This is a genomic window from Pseudomonas sp. LB3P14 (assembly GCF_054898045.1).
Genome location: NZ_CM142714.1, coordinates 5,712,001 through 5,734,555, shown reverse-complemented (window position 1 = coordinate 5,734,555; position 22,555 = coordinate 5,712,001). Strand labels below are relative to the sequence as shown.

The window sequence follows — 22,555 nt, the reverse complement described above, 5'->3', positions numbered from 1 at the left end:
GTTCGCGGCTGCCCCGGAAGGTAGCCGGTACAAGTCTCTATCGGAGTTCCAATGAATCTGCCGCTGATCCTCAATCTGCTGGTGTTCCTCGCCTTGCTCTTTGGCCTGGCGCAAACCCGTCACACCACGTGGAGCCTGGCCAAAAAAGTCCTGCTCGCGTTGGTGCTGGGCGTGGTGATCGGTGTAGCTCTGCACACCGTTTACGGTGCCGGCAACCCGGTACTGAAAGCCTCGATCGGCTGGTTCGATCTGGTGGGCAACGGTTATGTGCAGTTGCTGCAAATGATCGTGATCCCGCTGGTGTTCGCCTCGATCCTCAGCGCCGTGGCCCGTCTGCACAACGCCTCGTCGCTGGGCAAGATCAGCTTCCTGACCATTGGCACGCTGCTGTTCACCACCGCCATCGCGGCGCTGATCGGCATCGGCCTGACCAACCTCTTCGGCCTGACCGCCGAAGGCCTGGTAGCCGGCACTCAGGAAATGGCCCGTCTGCAAACCATCCAGACCGACTACGCAGGCAAGGTTGCTGACCTGAATGTGCCGCAGTTGCTGCTGTCGTTCATTCCGCAAAACCCGTTCGCCGACCTCGCTCGGGCGAAGCCGACCTCGATCATCAGCGTGGTGATTTTCGCTGCATTCCTCGGCGTCGCTGCGCTGCAACTGCTGAAGGATGATGTCGAAAAAGGTCAGAAAGTGATCAACGCTATCGACACCCTGCAAGCCTGGGTGATGCGTCTGGTGCGTCTGGTGATGAAGCTGACCCCGTACGGTGTATTGGCGCTGATGACCAAAGTGGTCGCCGGCTCCAACCTGCAAGACATCATCAAACTCGGCAGCTTCGTGGTGGTGTCCTACATCGGGCTGGGCCTGATGTTTGTAGTCCATGGCCTGCTGGTGTCGGCGGCCGGGATCAACCCGCTGCGTTTCTTCCGCAAGATCTGGCCGGTGCTGACGTTTGCCTTCACCAGCCGCTCCAGCGCCGCGACGATTCCGCTGAGCATCGAAGCCCAGACCAGCCGTTTGGGTATTCCACAGTCCATCGCCAGTTTCGCCGCGTCGTTCGGCGCGACCATTGGCCAGAATGGCTGTGCCGGTCTGTACCCGGCGATGCTGGCAGTGATGGTCGCGCCGACCGTGGGCATCAACCCGCTGGACCCGTTGTGGATCGCGACGTTGGTGGCGATTGTGACGCTGAGCTCGGCCGGTGTGGCCGGCGTTGGCGGTGGCGCGACGTTTGCCGCGTTGATCGTGTTGCCGGCGATGGGGTTGCCGGTGTCACTGGTGGCGTTGCTGATTTCGGTTGAGCCGCTGATTGATATGGGTCGTACGGCGTTGAACGTCAGTGGTTCGATTACGGCGGGGGCGATTACCAGCAGGATGATGCAGCAGACCGATAAAGAACTGCTGGATGCGGATGAGCATGCGGAGTTGGCTCACGCTTAACCCACTCTGATCGTTCCCACGCTCCCGCGTGGGAATGCAGCCCGTGACGCTCCGCGTCACTGGACGCGGAGCGTCCCTTGAGGCATTCCCACGCAGAGCGTGGGAACGATCTATGCGCGCTCCCAAACCTCGAAGTTGTACGCTGGCTTGTCGCCTTCCGCCGCATTCGGAACATCGGACACCAACTTCCACGCCTTCAAATCAAACTCCGGAAACCACGCATCCCCTTCCGGGCTCAGCGCCACGCGCGTCAAATACAGCCGATCAGCCTGCGCCAACCCCTGCGCATATAACTGCGCCCCGCCAATCAGCATCAGCTCATCGACGCCCTGCTCGTTCGCCCATTCCTGCGCCCGAACCACCGCCGCTTCAAGCGACGGATAAACCTCCGCACCTTCGAGCTGCAGATCCGCCTGACGGCTGACCACGATGTTCAACCGGCCCGGCAACGGGCGACCGAGGGAATCCCAGGTCTTGCGACCCATGATGATCGGCTTGCCGAGGGTGGTGGCCTTGAAGTATTTGAAGTCCCCCGGCAGGTGCCAGGGCATGCTGTTGTCGACGCCGATCACACGGTTTTCACCGAGGGCTGCGATCAGGCTGAGGGGGAGTGATTTAGTCATGCCGGCGAGGATACCAGAGCCTCCCGTAACCCGATAAGCGCCACAGCGGTTATGCTCACCGTTCAATTGAGCGACGGGATGCCGCGTGACGGAACTGACTCCACTGCAAAACCTCTGGCTGACCGAGACGGTGCGCCTGCGCGAAGAACACGCCGGCCCCCTGGATGATCTGGAAGCCAACCGACTGGCCCGCAGCGCGGGCGGCGATCTGCCGACACGCATTCAGCGCCGCGCCCTGTGGCTGGCCGACCGCGATGGACTGAGCAGCGCCCTCAAACATTGGATGCAAGGTGCGCGACTGGCACTGTTGGTACTGGCTGTTCTCGCCGTCGCCAGCGGCGCCGGCCTGGCGTTTGCCGCGCTGGGCGACGGACAAACCCCGGTCAATGTGTTCTGGGCCTTGGGCAGTTTGCTCGGACTGAACCTGATTCTGTTGCTGAGCTGGGCATTGGGCCTGATCTTCGCCGGCGAACACGGCGCCACCCTCGGACGCTTATGGTTGTGGCTCAGCGAAAAATTCGCCCGCGATGCCAAAGCCGCGCAACTGGCCCCGGCCCTGCTGCTACTGCTGCAACGACAAAAACTCAATCGCTGGACAATCGGCGTGCTGGTCAACGGCGTGTGGTTGCTGGCGATGCTCAGCGCCCTGGTGATCCTGTTGATGCTGATGGCGACCCGGCGTTATGGCTTCGTCTGGGAAACCACCCTCCTCAGCGGCGACACCTTCGTCGTCATGACTCAAGCCCTCGGCGCCCTGCCGGCCTTGCTGGGTTTCAATGTTCCGACCGTGGAAATGATCCGCGCCAGCGGTGACGCCGCATTGAACATTGAAAGCGCCCGTCAGGCCTGGGCAACCTGGCTGGTCGGCGTGGTGGTGGTCTACGGTGTTTTGCCACGGCTGTTGCTGGCGCTGTTTTGCCTGTGGCGCTGGAAAACTGGCCAAGCGGCATTGCACCTGGATTTGAACCTGCCCGGTTACGCCCAACTGCGCGAACGGCTGATGCCTACCAGTGAACGCCTGGGCATCAGCGACGCTGCGCCAGAGCAACTGCATCGTATTGAAAAGGGTGTCAGCGACCTGCCAAGCGATGGCGCGCTGCTGGTGGCCATCGAGCTGGACGATCAACGCCCGTGGCCGCCGCCACTGCCGAAAACCGTGAACAACGCCGGCATCCTCGACAGTCGCGAATCGCGGCACAAACTCCTCGAACAGCTGAGCCGCTTCCCTCCTGCCCGACTGGCAATCGCCTGCGATCCGCGACGTTCGCCGGACCGCGGCAGTCTGGCACTGATCGCCGAACTGGCTCGCAGCGCCAGCGCCACCCGCGTCTGGTTGCTGCAAGCACCGCCGGGGGAAGCGCTGGATGCCGAAAGGCTGGGTGACTGGCACGTGGCGCTGCAGCAGCTGGACCTGCCGTTCGCCGATTGCGCGCCGTTGAACTGGCTGGAGACCGGTCATGACTAATCCGTGGACACCGCCCTTGAAACTCGCCGTGGTCGGCCACACCAACGTCGGCAAAACCTCGTTGCTGCGCACCCTGACCCGCGATGTCGGTTTCGGTGAGGTGTCTCATCGCCCCAGCACCACACGACACGTCGAAGGCGCGCGGTTGTCGGTGGACGGCGAGCCTTTGCTCGATCTCTACGACACCCCCGGCCTGGAAGACGCCATCGCTTTGCTCGACTACCTCGAGCGTCTGGAACGGCCGGGTGAACGCCTCGACGGCCCGGCGCGTCTGGCGCGGTTTCTTGAGGGCAGCGAAGCCCGGCAGCGGTTCGAACAGGAAGCCAAGGTGCTGCGGCAACTGCTGACCTGCGACGCCGGTCTCTACGTGATCGACGCCCGGGAACCGGTGCTGGCCAAGTACCGCGATGAACTGGAAGTGTTGGCCAGCTGCGGCAAACCGCTGCTGCCGGTACTGAATTTCGTCAGCAGCGCCAACCACCGCGAACCGGATTGGCGCGAAGCGTTGGCACGCCTCGGTTTGCATGCGCTGGTGCGTTTCGACAGCGTCGCACCGCCGGAGGACGGCGAACGTCGACTCTATGAAAGCCTCGCGCTGCTGCTGGAAAACGCCCGCCCACAACTGGAACGCCTGATCGCCGATCAGCAAGCCCAACGCCAGGCCCGGCAACAGAGCGCGGCGCGGCTGATTGCTGAATTATTGATCGACTGTGCCGCCTGTCGACGCAGCGTAGTCAGCAATGCCGAGCAAGAACAGCAGGCCATCAACGAACTGCGCAAAGCCGTTCGACAACGGGAACAGCGCTGCGTCGAAGCGCTGCTCAAGCTTTACGCCTTCCGTCCACAGGACGCGGCGGCCAGTGATCTGCCGCTGCTCGATGGCCGCTGGGGTGACGACCTGTTCAACCCGGAAACCCTGAAACAGCTGGGCGTGCGAGTCGGTGGCGGCATCGCTGCCGGCGCGGCAGCCGGGGCCGGTGTCGACCTGTTGGTGGGCGGGCTGACCCTTGGCGCAGCGGCATTGGCCGGGGCGATCGCTGGCGGCGCCCTGCAAACCGCCCGCAGTTATGGCAGCCGCTTGCTGGGCAAGATCAAAGGCCAGCGAGAGCTGACCGTCGATGACAGCGTGCTACGGCTATTGGCATTGCGTCAGCGGCAGCTGCTGCAAGCGCTCAATGCGCGTGGGCATGCTGCGATGGACAGCATTCAGGTGGCCACGCCCCAGGACAAAACCTGGCGCGAAGGCAAACTGCCCGAGGCACTGAACAAGGCGCGGGCGCATCCGCAGTGGTCGTCGCTTAATCCGCATCCGAGGCTGAGTCAGGCGGAGCGGCAGGAGCAGGTTGAAGTGTTGGCGCAGCAACTCTGAATCAGATCGTTCCCACGCTCCCGCGTGGGAATGCAGCCCGTGACGCTCCGCGTCACTGGACGCGGAGCGTCCCTTGAGGCATTCCCACGCAGAGCGTGGGAACGATCATGCAGCCAGCAGGCGCAACGCCTTTTCTTTCAAGAGACCAAGATCAATCACCGGCACCGCCATTTCCTTGGCCTGTTCATCCCATTGCCTCATCCGCAAACTGACCGCACACAACGGGTCCTGCTCGAAGGCTTCAGCCTCTTCAGCGCTCATCACCCCGCCCTGATACTCCAGAGTCCGTTGACTGGCTTCGCTCAATCGCTCGTAATACCCAGGCTCTTTGAGCGTCAGGTAACGCTTGGCCTGAACGTGGTATTCCACAAGCCGCGCCATGCGCTCGCTAAAACCTGCGCGGCGTAAATAATCCGCGCCCAACTGCTCGTGACTGACCACGCCAAAGCCGCCCATGTTCTCAGCACTCTCAGCGCAGATATGTCCGATGTCATGGAAGAACGCCGCCAACACCACTTCATCATCGAAACCCTCGGCCATCGCCCGTTCGGCCGCCTGTGACATATGCTCGATCTGCGACACCGGCTCGCCGATGTAATCGCTGTCGCCAAAGCGCTCGTACAGCGCGAACACCTCGGCGATCACTTGCTCATTGCGGTCCATCAGAGGTCTCCCAATAAAGTCGCGACGTTACGTTCAGCCATCGCCGGCCCCACGCTCATGCCGACACCCGTGTGCATCAGAGCCACACTCACACCCGGCATCGGCCGCAGAAACGAAAACGGTCCTGGCCCCCGTGAACCATAGACACCCTGCCAACGCTCGACCACTTGCACCTTGCAGCCCAAAGTCTGCTCGGCCAGTTCGATCATCCAGTCGTCCACTTGCTCGACGTTGAATGGCGAGGGGTCGCTGCCGTAGTGGTGAGAGTCACCGATGATCAACTCACCGTGAGGTGTCGGGCTGATCAGCAGGTGAATGCCGTTTTCATGCAGATGCGGTTCCTCTCGCAGGATTTGCGCCTGCACTGCGGCGGCTTCCGGCAGATCGGCGAAGGCGCCGTAGTGCACGCAGCTCAAACCGGTGAGCAAGGCGTGTTGCAGATTGAGGTTGATTTGCGGTCGGGCGCGGAGCATTTGCAGGCGACAGATTTGCGGGTTGAGTTCGGCGATCGGCTCGGCCAGCAGCGTCTGATAATCGTGACCGGAACAGACGATGATCTGTTCGGCGCTGAAGGTTCCGGCGGTGCTGTGCAGGCGGCCCGGCTCGATGTCGCGCACCAGGGTGGAGAAGTGAAACGCGACGCCAAGCTCGCGGTGCAGGTAGTCGATCAACGCCGGAATCGCTTCGCGCGAATACAACTGCTGATCGTCCATGCCGTGCAACGCCGCGCGATGATGGCTGAACTGACCGCCGTACACATCGCGTAACGCAGCGCCGCGCAGCAGGTCGACGCGGTAACCGTGTTCCACGGCGCGACCGGCGCAGAAGGCTTCCAGCAGGTGTTCTTCGGCTTCGGTGCGGGCGAACAGGTATGAGCCGTTGCGCTTGAGTTGCAGGCCGGCGAGTTGTGCCCATTGGCCCCAGATTCCGCGGCTGGTTTTGGCCAGTTCGAGCATCGGGCCCGGTGGTTGGCCGGTGACCAGTGCCTGGCCGAAGTTGCGTACCGAGGCACCCAAAGGCGTTTCGCTGCGCTCGAAAACAGTGACTTTCAAACCGCGCTTGGCGGCAGCATAGGCGTGGGACAGACCGAGAATGCCAGCGCCGACGATCAGCATGTTGTTGTGTTGTGTCATGGGGTTTTGTCCTGAATTCGAAGCCGCCTTCGCGGGCAAGCCTCGCTCCTACAGGGGAACGCGTATGCCTGTAGGAGCGAGGCTTGCCCGCGAAGGGGCCCTGTCAGCCGATGAAGATCTTACTTGGCAACCACTTTCTCGGACTTGCCGTCATAACGCTTGCGCCATTCGGTCAGGATTTCGTCGCGATTCTTCGAAGCCCAGGCGAAGTCGTTCTTGATCAAACGCTGCTCATAATCCGCCGGCAATTCGGTCTGCGGCTTGGCAATACCCGGCTGAGCGAGCACGGCGAAGTTCTCTTTATAAAGCTCCATCGCCGCCGGACTGGCGGAGAAGTCAGCCAGCTTCTTCGCCGCGTCTTCGTGCGGTGTACCTTTGATCACGGCAGTCGCTTCGATCTCCCAACCCAGGCCTTCTTTCGGCAGGATGATGTCCAGCGGTGCGCCTTGGCGTTTCAGCTGAACGGCCGGGTACTCGAAGGAAATACCGATCGGAAATTCACCCGCCGCCGCCAGTTTGCAAGGCTTGGAACCGGAATGAACGTACTGGCCGATGTTCTGGTGCAGGTCGTCCATGTACTGCCAGCCCTGCTTCTCGCCGAAGGTTTGCAGCCAGGCGCTGACGTCGAGGAAACCGGTGCCGGACGAGGCCGGGCTGGGCATCACGATCTTGCCTTTGTACTCAGGCTTGGTCAGGTCTTGCCAGCTTACGGGTTTGCTCAAACCCTGCTTCTCGGCTTCGACGGTGTTGAAGCAAATGGTCGCGGCCCAGACGTCCATGCCGACCCAGGCTGGCGGGTTGGCGGCGTCGCGGTAGTTGCCGCCGATCTTGCCGAGGTCCTTCGGCGCATAGCTTTGCAGCATGCCTTGCTGATCGAGAATCGCCAGGCTCGAGGCCGCCAGGCCCCAGACCGCGTCAGCTTGCGGGCGGGCTTTTTCGGCCAGCAGCTTGGCGGTGATGATGCCGGTGGAATCGCGCACCCACTTGATCTCGACATCCGGGTTGGCCTTTTCGAAGGCTTCCTTATAGGTCTTCAGTTGTTCGGCTTCGAGGGCGGTGTACACCGTCAACTCGGTTTGCGCCGCGAAAGCGTTCAGGCTGAAAGCGGTGAGGACAGCAGCGGCCAGGGCCATAGGCTTGAACATGTCTTTTTCCTTTTGTTTACCGGCAGTTGAGTTCAGGTTTGCGGGATTGGAAATCAGTGGCCGGGCGCGGTCTGCCGCCAGGCCTGGGAGCGGCGCAGCAAACCGCGCGACGCCCAGGCCAGCAGCAGGGACACGCCCGCCGAGGTGAACAGAATCAGGGTCGACATCGCCGCCGCGCCGCCGACGTTGCCGGCGTCGTCCATGTTCAGCACCGCCACCGCCGCGAGGAGGGTGTCGGGGCTGTAGAGGAAGATCGCCGCCGAGACGGTGGTCATGGCCGAGACGAACAGGTAGCGCACGATGTCCAGCAGCGCCGGCAGGCAGATCGGCACAGTGACGCGCAGGTAATGCCGATACAGCGGCGCCTTGAGCGACAGCGCGGCGGCTTCGAACTCGGCGTCGAGTTGGCGCAGCGCCGTGGTCGCGGTCATTTGCGCGGTGGTCAAATAGTGAGCAATGGTGCAGACCACCAGCAGGGTCATGGTCCCGTAGAGCACATGCAGCGGGTTGCCGCTGAGGTTGAAGAAGAAGACGTAACCCAGGCCCAGCACCAGACCCGGCACCGCCATCGGTACGAAACTGAGCATGCGCAGTGTCAGATTCAGTCCGCGCTGTCCCTTGGTTTTTTCCATCAGGTACGCGCCAGTAAAGATCAGCACACTGCCGATCAATGCCGTACACAGCGCCATCTTCACGCTGTTGCCATAGGCCAGCCAGCCACCGCCCGCGGTGTCGTTGAACTGGTAATGGTTGAGCGACAGCGACAGGTTGTACGGCCAGAATTTCACCAGTGACGAATACACCGCCATGCCGAACACCAGCAGCAACACTGCGCAGATCAGCAACACGATGGCCAGGTAGCAACCGTCCCGCAGTTTCGACGGCGCCGGTTGAAAGACCTGTGCCCGACCGCTCATGGAGTCGCCGTGACGCCGACGCAGCCAGGCGTCGACACCGAAGCTGAACAGCGCCGGCAGCAGCAGAACCATGCCAATCAACGCGCCGCGACCGAATTGTTGCTGGCCGACCACGGCTTTGTAGGCTTCCAGCGCCAGCACCTGATAATCGCCACCGACCACCACAGGCACGCCGAAGTCGGTGATGGTCAGGGTGAACACCAGGCAGAATGCCGCGAACACAGCCTGACGCGTTGCCGGCCAGGTGATGCTACGGAAAGCTTTCGCCGGACTGGCGCCCATGCTGGAGGCCGCATCGAAGAGTCGCGCATCCGCCAGGGACAACGCTGACAGCAAAATCATCAACGCGTGTGGGAAGGTGTAGATGACCTCGCCAAGAACGATGCCCCAAAAGCCGTAGATGTTGTCCGAGAGCAAACCGCGCAGCATGCCCTGGTTGCCGAACAGATAGACCAGCGCAATCCCCGGCAGCATCGACGGCGCCATCAGCGGCAATAGCGACATCCCACGCCAGATGCCTTTGCCCGGAATCAATGTGCGTTGCAGCGCGTAGGCAAACAGGTAAGCCAGCGGCACGACAATCGCCGCGACGCTGAGGGAAACTTTCAGGCTATTGCCCAACAGCCAGTGGAAATTCGCACTGGTGACCAGTTCTCGTGCAGCGACCAGGCCACCGCCCTGCCCGGCTTCAGAACTGAAACCACGCCAGAAGATCGCCAGCAACGGCATCAACACCGCGACGCCGAGTAACACCAGCAAAAGAACTTTGCCGCCGACCACGAACACCCGGTCGCCGATCTCGGCACGGGAGATCTGCCGAGCCTGCTTGTGCGGTATCGGCAGCGCGATGTTCGCGCTCATCAGGCAAACACCTGCAGGCTGCGCGGTGGCAAGGCAACCATGATCTGCTGGGCGCCGAGGCGCGGCATGGCTTCCGGCGCCAGTTCCGCCAGCAATGCGTGGCCCGGCAGTTGATCGAGTTCGAAGCTCATGCGGCAGCGGTTGCCGAGGAAGGTGATCTCGCGAACCTTGGCTGGAAACAGGTTTTCTTCATGCACGGGCGGGTTGACGTTGATTGCCTCGGGGCGACAGAACAAGCGGCCCGACGTTGTTTTAGCGCTGCCGTCAGCCAGGCGCATGCTCATCCCGCCGACCTGGGCATGGCTGTCGCTGCTGCGGCTGAACGGCAGCCAGTTGCCTTGGCCGACAAACTCCGCCACGAACGGTGTCGCCGGACGGTCGTAGATTTCCTGCGGCGTGGCGTACTGCTCAACCTTGCCGTTGTTCATCACGGCGATGCGGTCGGCCATCAACATGGCCTCGTCCTGATTGTGCGTGACCATCAGGGTGGTGACGCCGAGGTTGCGCTGCAGTTGGCGCAGTTCGGTGCACAGATGCTCGCGGACCCGCGCATCGAGGGCCGACATCGGTTCGTCGAGCAACAGCAACGAAGGCGCCGGTGCCAATGCCCGAGCCAGTGCGACGCGCTGCTGTTGACCGCCAGACAATTGGCCGGGGTACTTTTTCTCACTGCCGGTCAGGCCGACCAGTTCCAGCATCTGACCGACGCGCTTGCGCACTTCATCGCGACCACTGCCAGCGAGGCCGTAGGCGATGTTCGCTTCGACGGTGAGATTGGGGAACAGCGCGTAGGACTGAAACAGAATGCCGTAATCCCGAGCCTGGGGCGCCAGGTGGGAAACGTCGCGAGCGCCGAGGTACAACTCGCCGCTGTCCTGTTTTTCAAGACCCGCGATGCAGCGCAATAAGGTGGTTTTTCCACAGCCCGACGGACCGAGCAAACACACCAGTTCACCGGCCGCCACGTCGAGGGAAACGTTATCCAGCGCAGTAAACGCGCCGAAGCGTTTCTGCACGCCGCGCACTTTCATCGGGGCGCCGGGGTTGGTCAGGGCAGTTGCGATCGAGTGGTTCATGGACAGGCCTCATCAAGCAGATGAAGGCCATCCTAGATTTGTAATGCGTCCGTCATGTGGCAGTGAGGCAAAAACGGCTGATAGTGGTATTCAAGGATTTTAGTTCAAGGGTTCAAGCCGCCGATCGTTCCCACGCTCCGCGTGGGAACGCAGCCCGGGACGCTCTGCGTCCCAAGAGCCGAACGCGGAGCGTCCGTTGAGGCATTCCCACGCAGAGCGTGGGAACGATCATTACGCGGGGGCCATTTCCTGCGCCAACCCCAGAAACGCCGCCGGCAGCCGCGCGCCTTTCCGCTCCTTGAGGCAGTACAAATACTCCGGAATCTGCGGCGCATTCTCGATGGTCAGCACGCGCAATTGCGGATCATGCGGCACTTCCTGCCGGGCAATGATGCTGATGCCGATGTTGCGCAGCACCGCCTCACGGATCGACTCACGGCTGCCAATCTCCAGCAAAGGCCCGAAACTCACCCCGGCGCTGGCCAACAATTCCTCGGTCAGGCGGCGAGTGGTCGAGCCCGTCTCCCGCATCAATAACGTATGCCCGGCCAGCGCACTGAGCGGTACATGGTCGTGGACCGCCAGCGGATGATTGCGATGCACCGCCAGCACCAACGGATCACTGCCGAGTACGCGGCGGATCAGCCGTGCATCGTCGAGCAACTGCGACGACGCCGCGACGTCCACACGGTAGTCCTCCAGTGCCTCCAGCACTTGCTGAGAGTTGCCGATTTCTACCGACACCTCTACTTGCGGCAAGCGCTCACGAAAGGTCTTCACCAGATCAAGGATGTAATACGGCGCCGTGGCCGCAATGCGCAACGTGCCCTGGACCTGGCCGCTGTTACGCAGGAAAAACTCGATGTCGGCTTCCTGCTGCAGCAACGCCTTGACCATCGGCAGCAACCGCGCGCCTTCATCGCTGACGCTGAGGCGGCGGCCGCCACGGTAGAACAACTCAACCGAGTACTGACTCTCCAGATGTCGAATCTGGGTCGTCACCGTGGGTTGGCTCAGGCCGAGTTTTTTTGCCGCCAGGGTAATGCTGCCCAGGCGGGCAACCATGTAAAACGCCTTCAGCTCGGCACTCAGCACACCCTTCCCTCATCGTCTATTTGCGCAGCAGGCGCAAACCGTTAAACACCACCAACAGGCTCACGCCCATGTCGGCGAACACCGCCATCCACATGGTGGCGATCCCGGCGAAGGTTACCCCAAGAAAGATTGCTTTGATGACCAATGCCAGCGCGATGTTCTGTTTGAGGATGCTTGAGGTTTGCCGTGACAGGCGGATAAAAGTCGGGATCTTGCGCAGATCGTCGTCCATCAGGGCCACATCGGCGGTCTCGATGGCGGTATCGGTGCCCGCCGCCGCCATGGCAAAACCGATCTCGGCTCGCGCCAGCGCCGGGGCGTCGTTGATGCCGTCGCCGACCATGCCGACGATATGGCCCTGTGCATAAAGGGCTTCGATGGCTTGCAGCTTGTCGGTCGGCAACAGATCGCCCTTGGCCTCGTCGATGCCAACTTGCGCGGCAATCGCCTGAGCGGTGTGGACGTTGTCGCCGGTCAACATCAGGGTTTTGATGCCCAGAGCGTGCAGTTGCTGGATCGCCTCGCGGCTTGACTCTTTGACCGTATCGGCCACGGCGAACAGCGCCAGCGGGCCGGACTTGTCGAGCAGCAGCACCACGGACTTGCCCTGTTTCTCCAGGGCAAAGAGCTTCTCCTCCAGCGCTGGTGAGCACAGGCCCAGTTCTTCCACCAGGCGGTGGTTACCCAAGTGATACGTCTGACCGTTGATCTCACCGCGCACACCGCGACCGGCCAAGGCTTCGAAGTTACCCACAACCTGCGGCGCCAATTGTTTATCCACAGCCGCATTGGCGATGGCCAACGACACCGGGTGATCCGAGCGACCGGCCAGCGCCGCTGCAATTGCCGGGGCGGTTTTGTCAGCGGTTGGATCAAGTGACAAATAGTCGGTCTGCACCGGTTTGCCGTGGGTGATCGTGCCGGTCTTGTCCAAGGCCAGGTAATCGAGCTTGTAACCCCCCTCCAGATAAACGCCGCCCTTCACCAGAATGCCTTTGCGCGCCGCCGCCGCGAGGCCGCTGACGATGGTCACCGGGGTGGAAATGACCAGCGCGCATGGGCAGGCGACCACCAGCAACACCAACGCCCGGTAAATCCAGTCGAACCATGCGGCGCCCATGAACAGTGGCGCAATCACTGCAACGGCGAGGGCCAGGATGAACACCGCCGGTGTGTAGATTTTCGAGAAACTGTCGACGAAACGTTGGGTGGGTGCCCGCGCGCCCTGGGCCTGTTCCACCGCGTGGATGATTCGCGCCAGTGTCGAATGGTTGGCCGCCGCGGTCACGGCGTATTCCAGGGAACCGGCCTGGTTGATGGTGCCGGCAAATACTTTGTCGCCGAGCGTTTTCTCAACCGGCAGGCTTTCACCGGTGATCGACGCCTGATCGATGGTCGAACTGCCCGAAACCACCTCACCGTCCAGACCAATCCGCTCACCGGGACGCACCCGCACCCGCTCGCCCAGTTCGATGGTTTTGACGTCCCGCTCGATCCAGCTGCCATCAGCCTGCCGCACCGTGGCCGTTTCCGGCGTCATCTGCATCAAACCGCCGATGGCATTGCGCGCCCGGTCCAGCGACTTGGCTTCGATCAACTCGGCCACGGTGAACAGGAACATCACCATCGCCGCTTCCGGCCACTGACCGATCAGGATCGCGCCGGTCACCGCGATGCTCATCAGCGCGTTGATGTTCAGGTTGAGGTTCTTGAGCGCGATCCAGCCTTTCTTATAAGTGGTGAGGCCGCCACTGAGGATCGAAATCAGCGCGATGATTGCCACCACCCAAATCGGTGCGGCGTTGGTGAAGTGGATAACTTCTGCAGCCAGCGCGCCCACGCCGGACAGCGCCAAGGGCCACCAGTGTTTTTTCTCGGGGATTGGCGCTGGCGGTTCAGCGCCCTGCTCCAGCGGCTCGGCCTGCATGCCGAGGGACTTGATCGCCTCGATGATCGGCGCGGTGCTCGGCAGGTCGTGAGTCACGCCCAACACGCGGTTGATCAGGTTGAATTCCAGTTGCTGCACGCCCACGAGTTTGCCGAGTTTGTTCTCGATCAGCGTCTGCTCGGTCGGGCAATCCATGGCGTCGATGCGGAAACTGCTCAGCCGCGCGCTGGCGGTCGGTGTTTCGCTCAACAAGATCCGCGAAGGGGCCGCGGCTTTGGTGGAACAACACGAGTCCCCGTGACCACCATGGTCATGCTTCTGCACAGGCTGCAGCTTATGGCTGTGCTCGTGCTCATCCTCGGGTTTGTGCGTGTGAAGGGAATCGCTCATTGGGTCGCGTCCAGAAAGGTGCCTGTTGCCAAGTAAAGACCCTGTAGCCACTATAGGGTCAAGCACCCTTTTGGAGATCGCCGTCATGAAGATCGGAGAACTGGCCAAACTCACCGACTGCGCCGTGGAAACCATTCGCTACTACGAGCGCGAAAACCTGCTGCCGGAGCCAGCCCGCAGCGACGGCAATTACCGCGTCTACACCCAGGCCCACGCCGAGCGCCTGACCTTCATCCGCAACTGCCGCACCCTCGACATGACCCTGGAAGAAATCCGCAGCTTGCTGGCCCTGCGCGACAGTCCGCAGGATCAGTGTGAAAGCGTGAATGCGTTGATCGACGAGCACATCCACCATGTGAAGGCTCGAATCGACGGCTTGCTGGCCTTGCAGACGCAACTGCTCGACCTGCGCCAACGCTGCAGCGAAGGGCCGGATATCGATCAGTGCGGGATTTTGCAGCGGCTTGAAGTGAGCGGCGGGGTTGTGGCGACGGAGGTTGAGCATTCTCATGTCGGGAGAAGTCATGGGCATTAGCGGCCCATGATCGTTCCCACGCTCTGCGTGGGAATGTATCCCGTGACGCTCTGCGTCACAGTGGACGCGGAGCGTCCATGGCGGCATTCCCACGCAGAGCGTGGGAACGATCAGATTGAGTTAAACCGCCATCGGCGCGGTCATTGGGGCGTGGTGCTCATAGCCTTCCAGCGAGAAATCGCTCGGCTCAATCAACTCCAGCCACTCCGGCTGATAAACACCGGTCTTGGCAAACTCTGGCACACGATCACTGATCACCAGCTTCGGCATCGGGAACGGCTCGCGCTTGAGCTGCTCGTTGAGCATGTCCAAGTGATTTTCGTAGACGTGGGCATCACCGATGAAATAGGTGAACCAGCGCGGCGTGTAGCCGGTCAGGCGACCGATCAGGCTCAGCAGCGCGGCGCCTTCAGTGAGGTTGAACGGCGTGCCCAGGCCCAGATCGTTGGAGCGGATGTAGAGGGTCAAAGAAATCTCTTTGGTCTCGACGTTCGGGTGGAACTGGTACAGCAGATGGCACGGCGGCAAAGCCATCTCATCGAGCTGGGCGACGTTCCAGCCGTGGAACAGGATGCGGCGGCTGCCCGGGTCTTTGATGATGGTGTCGACGCACTGGCGGATCTGGTCGATCGCCTTGTACAGAACGACGTAGGCCTGACCGTCCTCTTCGCCTTCGGCAATCTGACGATAGCCTTGGCTCAGGGTCTGCGCGATGGCGGCCTTGTTGCTGACCGGGATCTGCTTGTACGCCGGCCATTTGCGCCATTGCACGCCGTAGATCTCGCCGAGGTCGTCTTCGCCCTGACGGAACGGATTGGCCAGCCACTGGGCGTTTTCGTTGGCGTTCTGATCCCAGACCTTGCAGCCCAGCGCACGGAATTCGGCGGCGTTGTTCACCCCGCGCAGAAAACCACACATCTCGCCGATGGCCGATTTGAAAGCCATCTTGCGCGTGGTGATCGCCGGGAAACCTTCCTTCAGGTCATAACGCAGCATCGCGCCAGGGAAACTGATGGTGTTCACGCCGGTGCGGTTGGCCTGTTTGGTGCCGTTCTTGATGACGTGGGCGACCAGTTCGAGATATTGCTTCATGAGTTACCTGTGTCCTTGAACCCGGGACCGTCGCCCCGGGGTTCGAATTTATACAGCCGCCGCTGGAGCCGCCGGTGCACGGTGATACGCCAGCCAGATCAGGAACAGACCGCCGACGATCATCGGTACGCACAGTACCTGACCCATGGTCAGCCAGTTCCAGGCCAGATAGCCCAGTTGCGCGTCCGGCACGCGGACGAATTCGACGATGAAACGGAAGATGCCATAGAACAGCGCGAACATCCCGGACACCGCCATGGTCGGCCGCGGCTTGCGCGAGAACAACCAGAGAATGGCAAACAGCGCCACGCCTTCGAGCGCGAACTGATACAGCTGCGACGGGTGACGCGCCAGTTGCGCCGGATCGGTAGGGAAGATCATCGCCCACGGCACGTCGGTCGCCTTGCCCCACAACTCGGCGTTGATGAAGTTACCGATGCGCCCGGCACCCAGACCGATCGGCACCATCGGTGCGACGAAGTCCATCAGCTGGAAGAACGACTTGTCGTTCTTTTTACCGAACCACAACGCTGCCAGCATTACGCCGATAAAGCCGCCGTGGAACGACATGCCGCCCTTCCACACCTCAAAGATCAGCATCGGGTTGGCGAGATAAGCGTGCAGGTCGTAGAACAGCACATAGCCCAACCGGCCGCCGACAATGACCCCCATCGACATCCAGAACACCATGTCGGAGAGTTTCTCTTTACTCCAGGTCGGGTCGAAGCGGTTCAACCGGCGCGACGCCAGCAGCCAGGCGCCGCCGATGCCGATCAGGTACATCAAGCCGTACCAGTGGATTTTCAGCGGACCGATGGCCAAGGCCACCGGGTCGATCTGCGGGTAAGGCAGCATTGCGACTCCTCGTTAGAGTTGAAACCTTCAAAATTCCCGGGCGACGCTGCCACCTCAGGATTAAGCCAGGATTGCGCTGTGCGTCAGAGCAGAAAACTCAGGCCCACGCAGAACAGCAAAGTGGCGAACAGTCTTTTCAGCAAGCGCGGCGACAGGTTATGGGCCAGTCGTGCGCCGAAGCGGGCGAAAACCATGCTAGTCAGGGCGATCCCCAGCAGCGCCGGCAAATAAATAAAACCGAGACTATGGGCCGGCAACAATGGATCGTGCCAGCCCAGAATCATGAAACTTAGTGCACTGGCCAAGGCGATCGGCAGACCACACGCCGACGAAGTTGCCACCGCTTGCTGCATCGGCACGCTGCGCCAGGTCAAAAACGGCACAGTCAACGAGCCGCCGCCAATCCCGAAAATCGCCGACGCCCAGCCAATCACACTGCCGGCCACGGTCAGACCGACTTTACCGGGCACCGTTCGGCTGGCCTTTGGTCTGAAGTCCAAGGCGAGCTGAACGGCGATGATCAGTGCAAATACGCCGATGATTTTCTGCAAGTTTGGCCCGGAGATCGCCTCGGCAGTCAACGCGCCGAAACCGGCACCGATGAGAATGCCGAGCGTCATCCAGGCAAAAATTGGCCAACGCACGGCGCCGCGGCGGTGATGTTCGCGGACCGCATTGACCGAGGTAAAGATGATCGTCGCCAGGGATGTGCCGACCGCCAGGTGGGTCAGGATCGACGCATCGAAGCCCTGCAAGGTGAAACTGTACACCAGCACCGGAACGATAATGATCCCGCCCCCGACCCCAAACAGCCCGGCCAGCACACCTGCACAGGCGCCGAGCGCCAGATAGAGCAGAAATTCCATGGCCTTCCTTATTCGCTTCTCAAAAAAAGCACCGGCATGGTAACGGATGCGGGCCCTAAGGCTCCACTGTGGATGGCGATGGATCGACAGGCGACGACTGAGTAGAGTGGGCAGAAAACACACAAGGACCACCTTATGTGCCTGATTGTTTTTGCCTGGCGACCGGGCCACGCCCAGCCGCTGATCGTGGCGGCCAACCGCGACGAGTTCTATGCCCGGCCCAGCCTGCCTCTGGCGCAATGGCCCGAAGCGCCGCACGTTCATGCCGGTCGCGATCTCGAGGCCGGCGGCACCTGGCTCGGTGTTGGCGCCAATGGACGCTTCGCCGCGCTGACCAATATCCGCGATCCGCATCAGCCACCCGCACGCAAGTCACGAGGAGAGCTGGTGGCGCGATTTCTTAGCGGGGATCTGCCGATAGATGACTATTTGAGCGACGTTGTCGCACGTTCGCTGGAATATGCCGGATTTAATCTGCTGATCGGTAATGCCAACGAACTGTGGCACTTCAATGCCCGGGAGACTGAGGCGGTGATGCTGCCACCGGGGGTTTATGGGTTGTCGAACGCGGGACTGGATACGCCGTGGCCGAAACTGCTCAAGGCCCGGACAGCGCTGCAGGAAGTGCTGGAAGATCCGCAGCCCCAGGCGCTACTGGCGTTGCTGAATGATCCGCAGGCGGCGCCGTTTGCCGAACTGCCGGATACCGGAGTCGGGTTAGCCACCGAGACGTTGCTGTCGAGTGTGTTTATTGCCAGTCCGACTTATGGGACCCGGGCGAGTACGGCGTTGATTGTTCAGGCGGATGGGACGCGGTGGATGGTTGAACGGAGTTTCGGGCCGTATGGGGGGCATTTGGGGGAAGTGGAGGTCAGGGTTTAGATTTTTGGCGCATTTAAGGACGCCTTCGCGGGCAAGCCTTGCTCCTACAGGGTTCGGTTGTACGCAACATCCGCGAACGACGTGTATCCGTAGGAGCAAGGCTTGCCTGCGATGAGGCCATCCGCGTTTTAGAGAGTCTTGGCCGAAGCCGGATTAATCATCCGCGCCAACCCAAGGTTCTTCAGCGCCAATTGCAGCGAGCTGTGGATAACTTGCGGGTTGTCGATGGTCATCAGCTCGGCCAGCAATTCCTTAGCCTTGCTCAGGTTGATCTGACGCAGCATCCACTTCACTTTCGGCAAGTTGGTGGCGTTCATCGACAGGCTGTCGAAACCCATCGCCATCAACAGCACCGCCGCCGCCGGATCGCCGGCCATCTCACCGCAGATACTCACGGGCTTGCCTTCGGCATGAGCGTCGCGCACCACGCTCTGAAGGGCTTGCAGCACCGCTGGGTGCAGGTAGTCGTAGAGGTCGGCGACACGCGGGTTGTTTCGGTCCACCGCCAACAGGTACTGGGTCAGGTCGTTGGAGCCGACCGACAGGAAGTCCACTTGCCGCGCCAGTTCCTTGGTCTGATAAACCGCCGCCGGAATTTCGATCATCACGCCGATCGGCGGCATAGGCACGTCGCAGCCTTCGTCGCGAACTTCGCCCCACGCCCGGTGAATCAGGTGCAGGGCTTCTTCCAGCTCGTGGGTGCCGGAGATCATTGGCAGCAGAATCCGCAGGTTGTTCAAGCCTTCGCTAGCCTTGAGCATGGCGCGGGTCTGGACCAGAAAGATTTCCGGGTGGTCGAGCGTGACGCGAATGCCGCGCCAGCCGAGGAACGGGTTGTCTTCCTTGATCGGGAAGTACGACAGCGACTTGTCACCGCCGATGTCCAGGCTACGCATCGTCACGGGTTGCGGGTGGAACGCGGCGAGTTGCTCGCGATAGATCGCCAGTTGCTCTTTTTCGCTCGGGAAGCGCTGGTTGATCATGAACGGTACTTCGGTGCGGTACAGACCGACACCCTCAGCGCCACGCTTCTGCGCCCGCGCCACATCCGCCAGCAGGCCGGTGTTGACCCACAGCGGCATGCGGTGGCCATCGAGGGTCACGCACGGCAAGTCCCGCAGTGCGTCCAGCCCAAGGGCCAGTTGCTTCTCTTCCTCGACCACTTCGGCGAACTGCTTGCGCAGCACTTCGCTGGGGTTGGTGTAGACCTCGCCGTGGTAGCCGTCGACGATCATCTGGATGCCGTCGACCTTGGAATACGGCAGATCGACCAGGCCCATCACCGTCGGGATACCCATGGCGCGCGCCAGGATCGCCACGTGGGAGTTGCCGGAACCGAGTACCGAGACCAGACCGACCAGCTTGCCTTCCGGCACCTCGCCGAGCATCGCCGGCGTCAGTTCTTCGCTGATCAGAATGGTGTTGTCGGGGTAAACCAGGGTCTGTTGACGCTCTTCCTGCAAGTAAGCCAACAAACGGCGACCGAGGTCTTTGACGTCCGACGCGCGCTCACGCAGGTAGGCGTCGTCCATCAATTCGAAGCGGTTGACGTGTTCGGTGACCACCTGACGCAACGCGCCCTGGGCCCACTGACCAGTCTTGATCACGGTGGTGATTTCGCTGCCGAGCGAGGCATCGTCGAGCATCATCAGGTAGACATCGAACAGCGCGCGCTCTTCCGGGCGCAACTGGTTCGCCAGCTTGGCGGACAAGGCGCGCATGTCGGCGCGCACACCTTCGATAGCCGTCTTGAACAGCCCGAGTTCTGCGGCGATGTCGGTGATGGTCTTGTCCGGCACCACATCCAGATCGGCCGGCGGCAGCATGACCACCGCGGTACCGACCGCCGCACCCGGCGAACCCGGTACACCGATGAACTTGGCTTCCTGAATGCCCTTGCCCTGACGGCCCAGACCGCGGATCGAACCGGTGGCTTCGGCGTGGGCGATAACGCCGGCGAGCTGTGCGCTCATGGTCACGAGGAAGGCTTCTTCACCTTCATCGAACTGGCGACGTTCTTTTTGCTGAATGACCAACACGCCAACGACGCGACGGTGGTGAATGATCGGCGCCCCGAGGAATGAGGCGAAGCGCTCTTCACCGGTCTCGGCGAAGTAGCGGTAGCGCGGGTGGTCCGCAGCATTTTCGAGGTTCAGGGGTTCTTCGCGCGTGCCGACCAGGCCGACCAGACCTTCGTTGGGTGCCATGCTGACTTTGCCGATCGAGCGCTTGTTCAAGCCCTCGGTGGCCATCAGCACGAAGCGGTTGGTCTCAGGGTCAAGCAGGTAGACCGAGCAGACCTGGCTGCCCATGGCCTCTTTGACGCGCAACACAATAATCCCCAACGCCGCCTTGAGATCCTTGGCGGAGTTTACTTCCTGGACGATCTTGCGCAGCGTATTGAGCATGGCTCGGGGTCGAACTCCGTCGTCAGTCGCGCGTTAAAAGGCGCGGGGCAAGCTCTTTGAGAGCGCGTCGATACACCTCGCGCTTGAATGTCACCACCTGGCCCAACGGATACCAATAGCTGACCCAGCGCCAGCCATCGAATTCCGGTTTACCGGTCAAATCCATCCGCACCCGCTGCTCGTTGGAGACCAGGCGCAGGAGAAACCATTTCTGTTTCTGGCCGATGCACAGCGGTTGGCTGTGTGTCCTGACCAGACGTTGCGGCAAACGATAGCGCAACCAGCCCCGGGTGCAGGCGAGAATTTCAACATCTTCGCGCTCAAGACCCACTTCTTCGTTCAGCTCGCGGTACAAGGCGTCTTCCGGCGTCTCCTGGGGGTTGATCCCGCCCTGTGGAAACTGCCAGGCGTCTTGATTGATACGGCGAGCCCATAGCACCTGTCCGGCATCATTCGTGAGAATGATCCCGACATTGGGGCGGAAACCATCGGGGTCGATCACGGCAACAACCTCGCAAACGCATGTCGCCGCATTGTTCCACAAAGGTTGTGATAGCAGCAACGAGCCGGCCTACCTTATGTGCACTCTTGTGAAAAGTCCGTATTCTGGACGCCTTTCTACAGACTTTTCAGCGAGTAACTGCAATGCGGCTGGCTTTATTCGACTTGGACAACACGCTCTTGGGCGGTGACAGTGACCACGCCTGGGGCGATTACCTGTGCGAACGCGGCTTCCTCGACGCCGTCGCCTACAAGGCACGCAACGACGAGTTCTATCAGGATTACCTGGCCGGCAAGCTGGATAACGATGCCTACCTGAACTTCTGCCTGGAAGTCCTCGGCCGCACCGAAATGGCCACGCTGGATCAATGGCACCGCGATTACATGCGCGACTGCATCGAACCGATCGTGCTGCCCAAGTCCATCGAACTGCTGGCCAAGCACCGTGACGCCGGCGACAAACTGGTGATCATCACCGCCACCAACCGTTTTGTTACCGGACCGATTGCCGAGCGCTTGGGTGTCGAAACCCTGATCGCCACCGAATGCGAAATGATCGACGGCCGCTATACCGGGCGCAGCACCGACGTGCCGTGCTTTCGCGAAGGCAAGGTCACAAGAATGAATCGTTGGCTGGAAGAGACCGGCTATTCGCTGGAAGACAGCTATTTCTACAGCGACTCGATGAATGATTTGCCGTTGCTGGAGCAGGTGACGCATCCGATCGCTGTCGACCCGGACCCGAATCTGCGTGCTGAAGCCGAGAAGCGGGGCTGGCCGGTCATTACTCTGCGCGACTGACATCGTCTTCGCGGGCAAGCCTCGCTCCTACAGTAGGCCGCATGTTTCCTGTAGGAGCGAGGCTTGCCCGCGAAGGGGTCGACTGGGTCTGACGCCTTAAACCGGCTTAGCGCCCATCAACCCGGCAATCGCGATAAAACAAACAAAGCTGAACAGTGCAAGGGCGAAGGTGAACTTGCCATTGCCTCCCGGAACAGTGCGCAACTTGTTAAGCCGCACCAACAACCAGAACCAGCCCAACGCCGCCACGGTGTAAAGCACACTGGACGCCAGCAACCAGGTCTGCCCCAGCGGCCAGCCCACCAGATGCACCATCCACCAGCCGGTAAGCGGCATGCTCAGCAGCGCCAGCCCCATCACCAGCCAGATAAACACTCGCGGCCGTTGCAACGTGCGCGCGTGAGCCGTCGCATCACCGCTACGGCGCGTACGCCAGACCCAGATCGCCAGCCCCAACGCGCTGATCAACAGCAGCACCGTTGCCACGATGTGAGCCACTTTCAGGGCGGTTAACGTTTCCATTGTTCGATTTCCTTATGGCTTGCCC

Annotated in this window: 20 protein-coding genes; 6 read left to right on the top strand and 14 right to left on the bottom strand. The window is 61.4% G+C overall.

The window, feature by feature from the left end:
* Positions 1-51 precede the first annotated feature (51 nt).
* Positions 52-1,443, top strand: a complete 1,392-nt coding sequence (locus ACYZT5_RS26195) for an L-cystine transporter (protein ID WP_462048025.1) — start codon at positions 52-54, stop codon at positions 1,441-1,443.
* Between the two features lie 110 nt (positions 1,444-1,553).
* Here the strand turns inward: ACYZT5_RS26195 and ACYZT5_RS26190 are convergent, their stop codons facing one another.
* Positions 1,554-2,066, bottom strand: a complete 513-nt coding sequence (locus tag ACYZT5_RS26190; protein ID WP_462048024.1) for a dihydrofolate reductase — start codon at positions 2,064-2,066, stop codon at positions 1,554-1,556.
* Positions 2,067-2,151: 85 nt separating this feature from the next.
* Here ACYZT5_RS26190 and ACYZT5_RS26185 point away from each other — a divergent pair, with 85 nt between their 5' ends.
* Both ACYZT5_RS26185 and ACYZT5_RS26180 read left to right on the top strand, forming a co-directional pair.
* Positions 2,152-3,531 carry a DUF2868 domain-containing protein gene (locus tag ACYZT5_RS26185; RefSeq protein WP_462048023.1) on the top strand — a complete coding sequence of 460 codons (1,380 nt, stop codon included), beginning with the start codon at positions 2,152-2,154 and terminating at the stop codon, positions 3,529-3,531.
* A complete protein-coding gene (locus tag ACYZT5_RS26180; protein WP_462048022.1) occupies positions 3,524-4,900 on the top strand; it encodes a GTPase/DUF3482 domain-containing protein in 1,377 nt (458 codons plus the stop codon). The genes ACYZT5_RS26185 and ACYZT5_RS26180 overlap by 8 nt, the downstream gene beginning before the upstream one ends.
* A 105-nt stretch (positions 4,901-5,005) precedes the next feature.
* Here the strand turns inward: ACYZT5_RS26180 and ACYZT5_RS26175 are convergent, their stop codons facing one another.
* The 7 genes from ACYZT5_RS26175 to ACYZT5_RS26145 all read right to left on the bottom strand — a co-directional run bounded on the left by ACYZT5_RS26175 (position 5,006) and on the right by ACYZT5_RS26145 (position 14,068).
* Entirely contained in the window at positions 5,006-5,563 is a 558-nt protein-coding gene (locus ACYZT5_RS26175) for a phosphonate degradation HD-domain oxygenase (protein WP_462048021.1), read from the bottom strand.
* Entirely contained in the window at positions 5,563-6,696 is a 1,134-nt protein-coding gene (locus ACYZT5_RS26170; protein ID WP_462048020.1) for a TIGR03364 family FAD-dependent oxidoreductase, read from the bottom strand. Before ACYZT5_RS26170 ends, ACYZT5_RS26175 begins: the two co-directional genes overlap by 1 nt.
* A gap of 119 nt (positions 6,697-6,815) precedes the next feature.
* A complete protein-coding gene (locus ACYZT5_RS26165; protein ID WP_462048019.1) occupies positions 6,816-7,841 on the bottom strand; it encodes a putative 2-aminoethylphosphonate ABC transporter substrate-binding protein in 1,026 nt (341 codons plus the stop codon).
* 53 nt (positions 7,842-7,894) lie between these two features.
* Positions 7,895-9,619 (bottom strand): putative 2-aminoethylphosphonate ABC transporter permease subunit, encoded by a 1,725-nt coding sequence (locus ACYZT5_RS26160; protein WP_462048018.1) that lies wholly within the window; start codon positions 9,617-9,619, stop codon positions 7,895-7,897.
* Complete coding sequence (locus ACYZT5_RS26155) at positions 9,619-10,695, bottom strand: putative 2-aminoethylphosphonate ABC transporter ATP-binding protein (RefSeq protein ID WP_462048017.1); 1,077 nt, start codon at positions 10,693-10,695, stop codon at positions 9,619-9,621. Before ACYZT5_RS26155 ends, ACYZT5_RS26160 begins: the two co-directional genes overlap by 1 nt.
* 231 nt (positions 10,696-10,926) lie before the next feature.
* Complete coding sequence (locus ACYZT5_RS26150) at positions 10,927-11,790, bottom strand: LysR family transcriptional regulator (protein ID WP_462048016.1); 864 nt, start codon at positions 11,788-11,790, stop codon at positions 10,927-10,929.
* A 16-nt stretch (positions 11,791-11,806) separates the two neighbouring features.
* On the bottom strand, positions 11,807-14,068 hold the full coding sequence (locus ACYZT5_RS26145) for a heavy metal translocating P-type ATPase (protein ID WP_462048015.1): 2,262 nt from the start codon (positions 14,066-14,068) through the stop codon (positions 11,807-11,809).
* 85 nt (positions 14,069-14,153) lie between these two features.
* Between ACYZT5_RS26145 and cadR the strand changes: the two genes are divergently transcribed.
* Positions 14,154-14,603, top strand: a complete 450-nt coding sequence (cadR, locus tag ACYZT5_RS26140) for a Cd(II)/Pb(II)-responsive transcriptional regulator (RefSeq protein WP_046045180.1) — start codon at positions 14,154-14,156, stop codon at positions 14,601-14,603.
* Positions 14,604-14,723: 120 nt separating this feature from the next.
* On the opposite strand, the gene ACYZT5_RS26135 is transcribed toward cadR, so the two are convergent.
* From ACYZT5_RS26135 to ACYZT5_RS26125, 3 genes are all read right to left on the bottom strand, one after another.
* Complete coding sequence (locus ACYZT5_RS26135; protein ID WP_462048014.1) at positions 14,724-15,695, bottom strand: thymidylate synthase; 972 nt, start codon at positions 15,693-15,695, stop codon at positions 14,724-14,726.
* A gap of 48 nt (positions 15,696-15,743) precedes the next feature.
* On the bottom strand, positions 15,744-16,550 hold the full coding sequence (gene lgt / locus ACYZT5_RS26130) for a prolipoprotein diacylglyceryl transferase (RefSeq protein WP_462048013.1): 807 nt from the start codon (positions 16,548-16,550) through the stop codon (positions 15,744-15,746).
* An 83-nt stretch (positions 16,551-16,633) separates the two neighbouring features.
* On the bottom strand, positions 16,634-17,416 hold the full coding sequence (locus tag ACYZT5_RS26125; RefSeq protein ID WP_462048012.1) for a sulfite exporter TauE/SafE family protein: 783 nt from the start codon (positions 17,414-17,416) through the stop codon (positions 16,634-16,636).
* A gap of 135 nt (positions 17,417-17,551) precedes the next feature.
* Between ACYZT5_RS26125 and ACYZT5_RS26120 the strand changes: the two genes are divergently transcribed.
* Complete coding sequence (locus ACYZT5_RS26120) at positions 17,552-18,298, top strand: NRDE family protein (protein ID WP_462048011.1); 747 nt, start codon at positions 17,552-17,554, stop codon at positions 18,296-18,298.
* Between the two features lie 128 nt (positions 18,299-18,426).
* Here ACYZT5_RS26120 and ptsP read toward each other — a convergent pair whose 3' ends face one another.
* Together ptsP and ACYZT5_RS26110 are read right to left on the bottom strand one after the other, a co-directional pair.
* Positions 18,427-20,706: a phosphoenolpyruvate--protein phosphotransferase gene (gene ptsP / locus ACYZT5_RS26115; protein ID WP_462048010.1), complete on the bottom strand. Its 2,280-nt coding sequence runs from the start codon at positions 20,704-20,706 to the stop codon at positions 18,427-18,429.
* A 22-nt stretch (positions 20,707-20,728) separates the two neighbouring features.
* Positions 20,729-21,208 (bottom strand): RNA pyrophosphohydrolase, encoded by a 480-nt coding sequence (locus ACYZT5_RS26110; protein ID WP_095083604.1) that lies wholly within the window; start codon positions 21,206-21,208, stop codon positions 20,729-20,731.
* A gap of 143 nt (positions 21,209-21,351) precedes the next feature.
* Between ACYZT5_RS26110 and ACYZT5_RS26105 the strand changes: the two genes are divergently transcribed.
* Complete coding sequence (locus tag ACYZT5_RS26105) at positions 21,352-22,008, top strand: histidinol-phosphatase (protein WP_462048009.1); 657 nt, start codon at positions 21,352-21,354, stop codon at positions 22,006-22,008.
* A gap of 96 nt (positions 22,009-22,104) precedes the next feature.
* Here ACYZT5_RS26105 and ACYZT5_RS26100 read toward each other — a convergent pair whose 3' ends face one another.
* Positions 22,105-22,530, bottom strand: coding sequence for a DUF2269 domain-containing protein (locus ACYZT5_RS26100; protein WP_462048008.1), 426 nt, complete (start codon positions 22,528-22,530; stop codon positions 22,105-22,107).
* Positions 22,531-22,555: the final 25 nt, after the last annotated feature.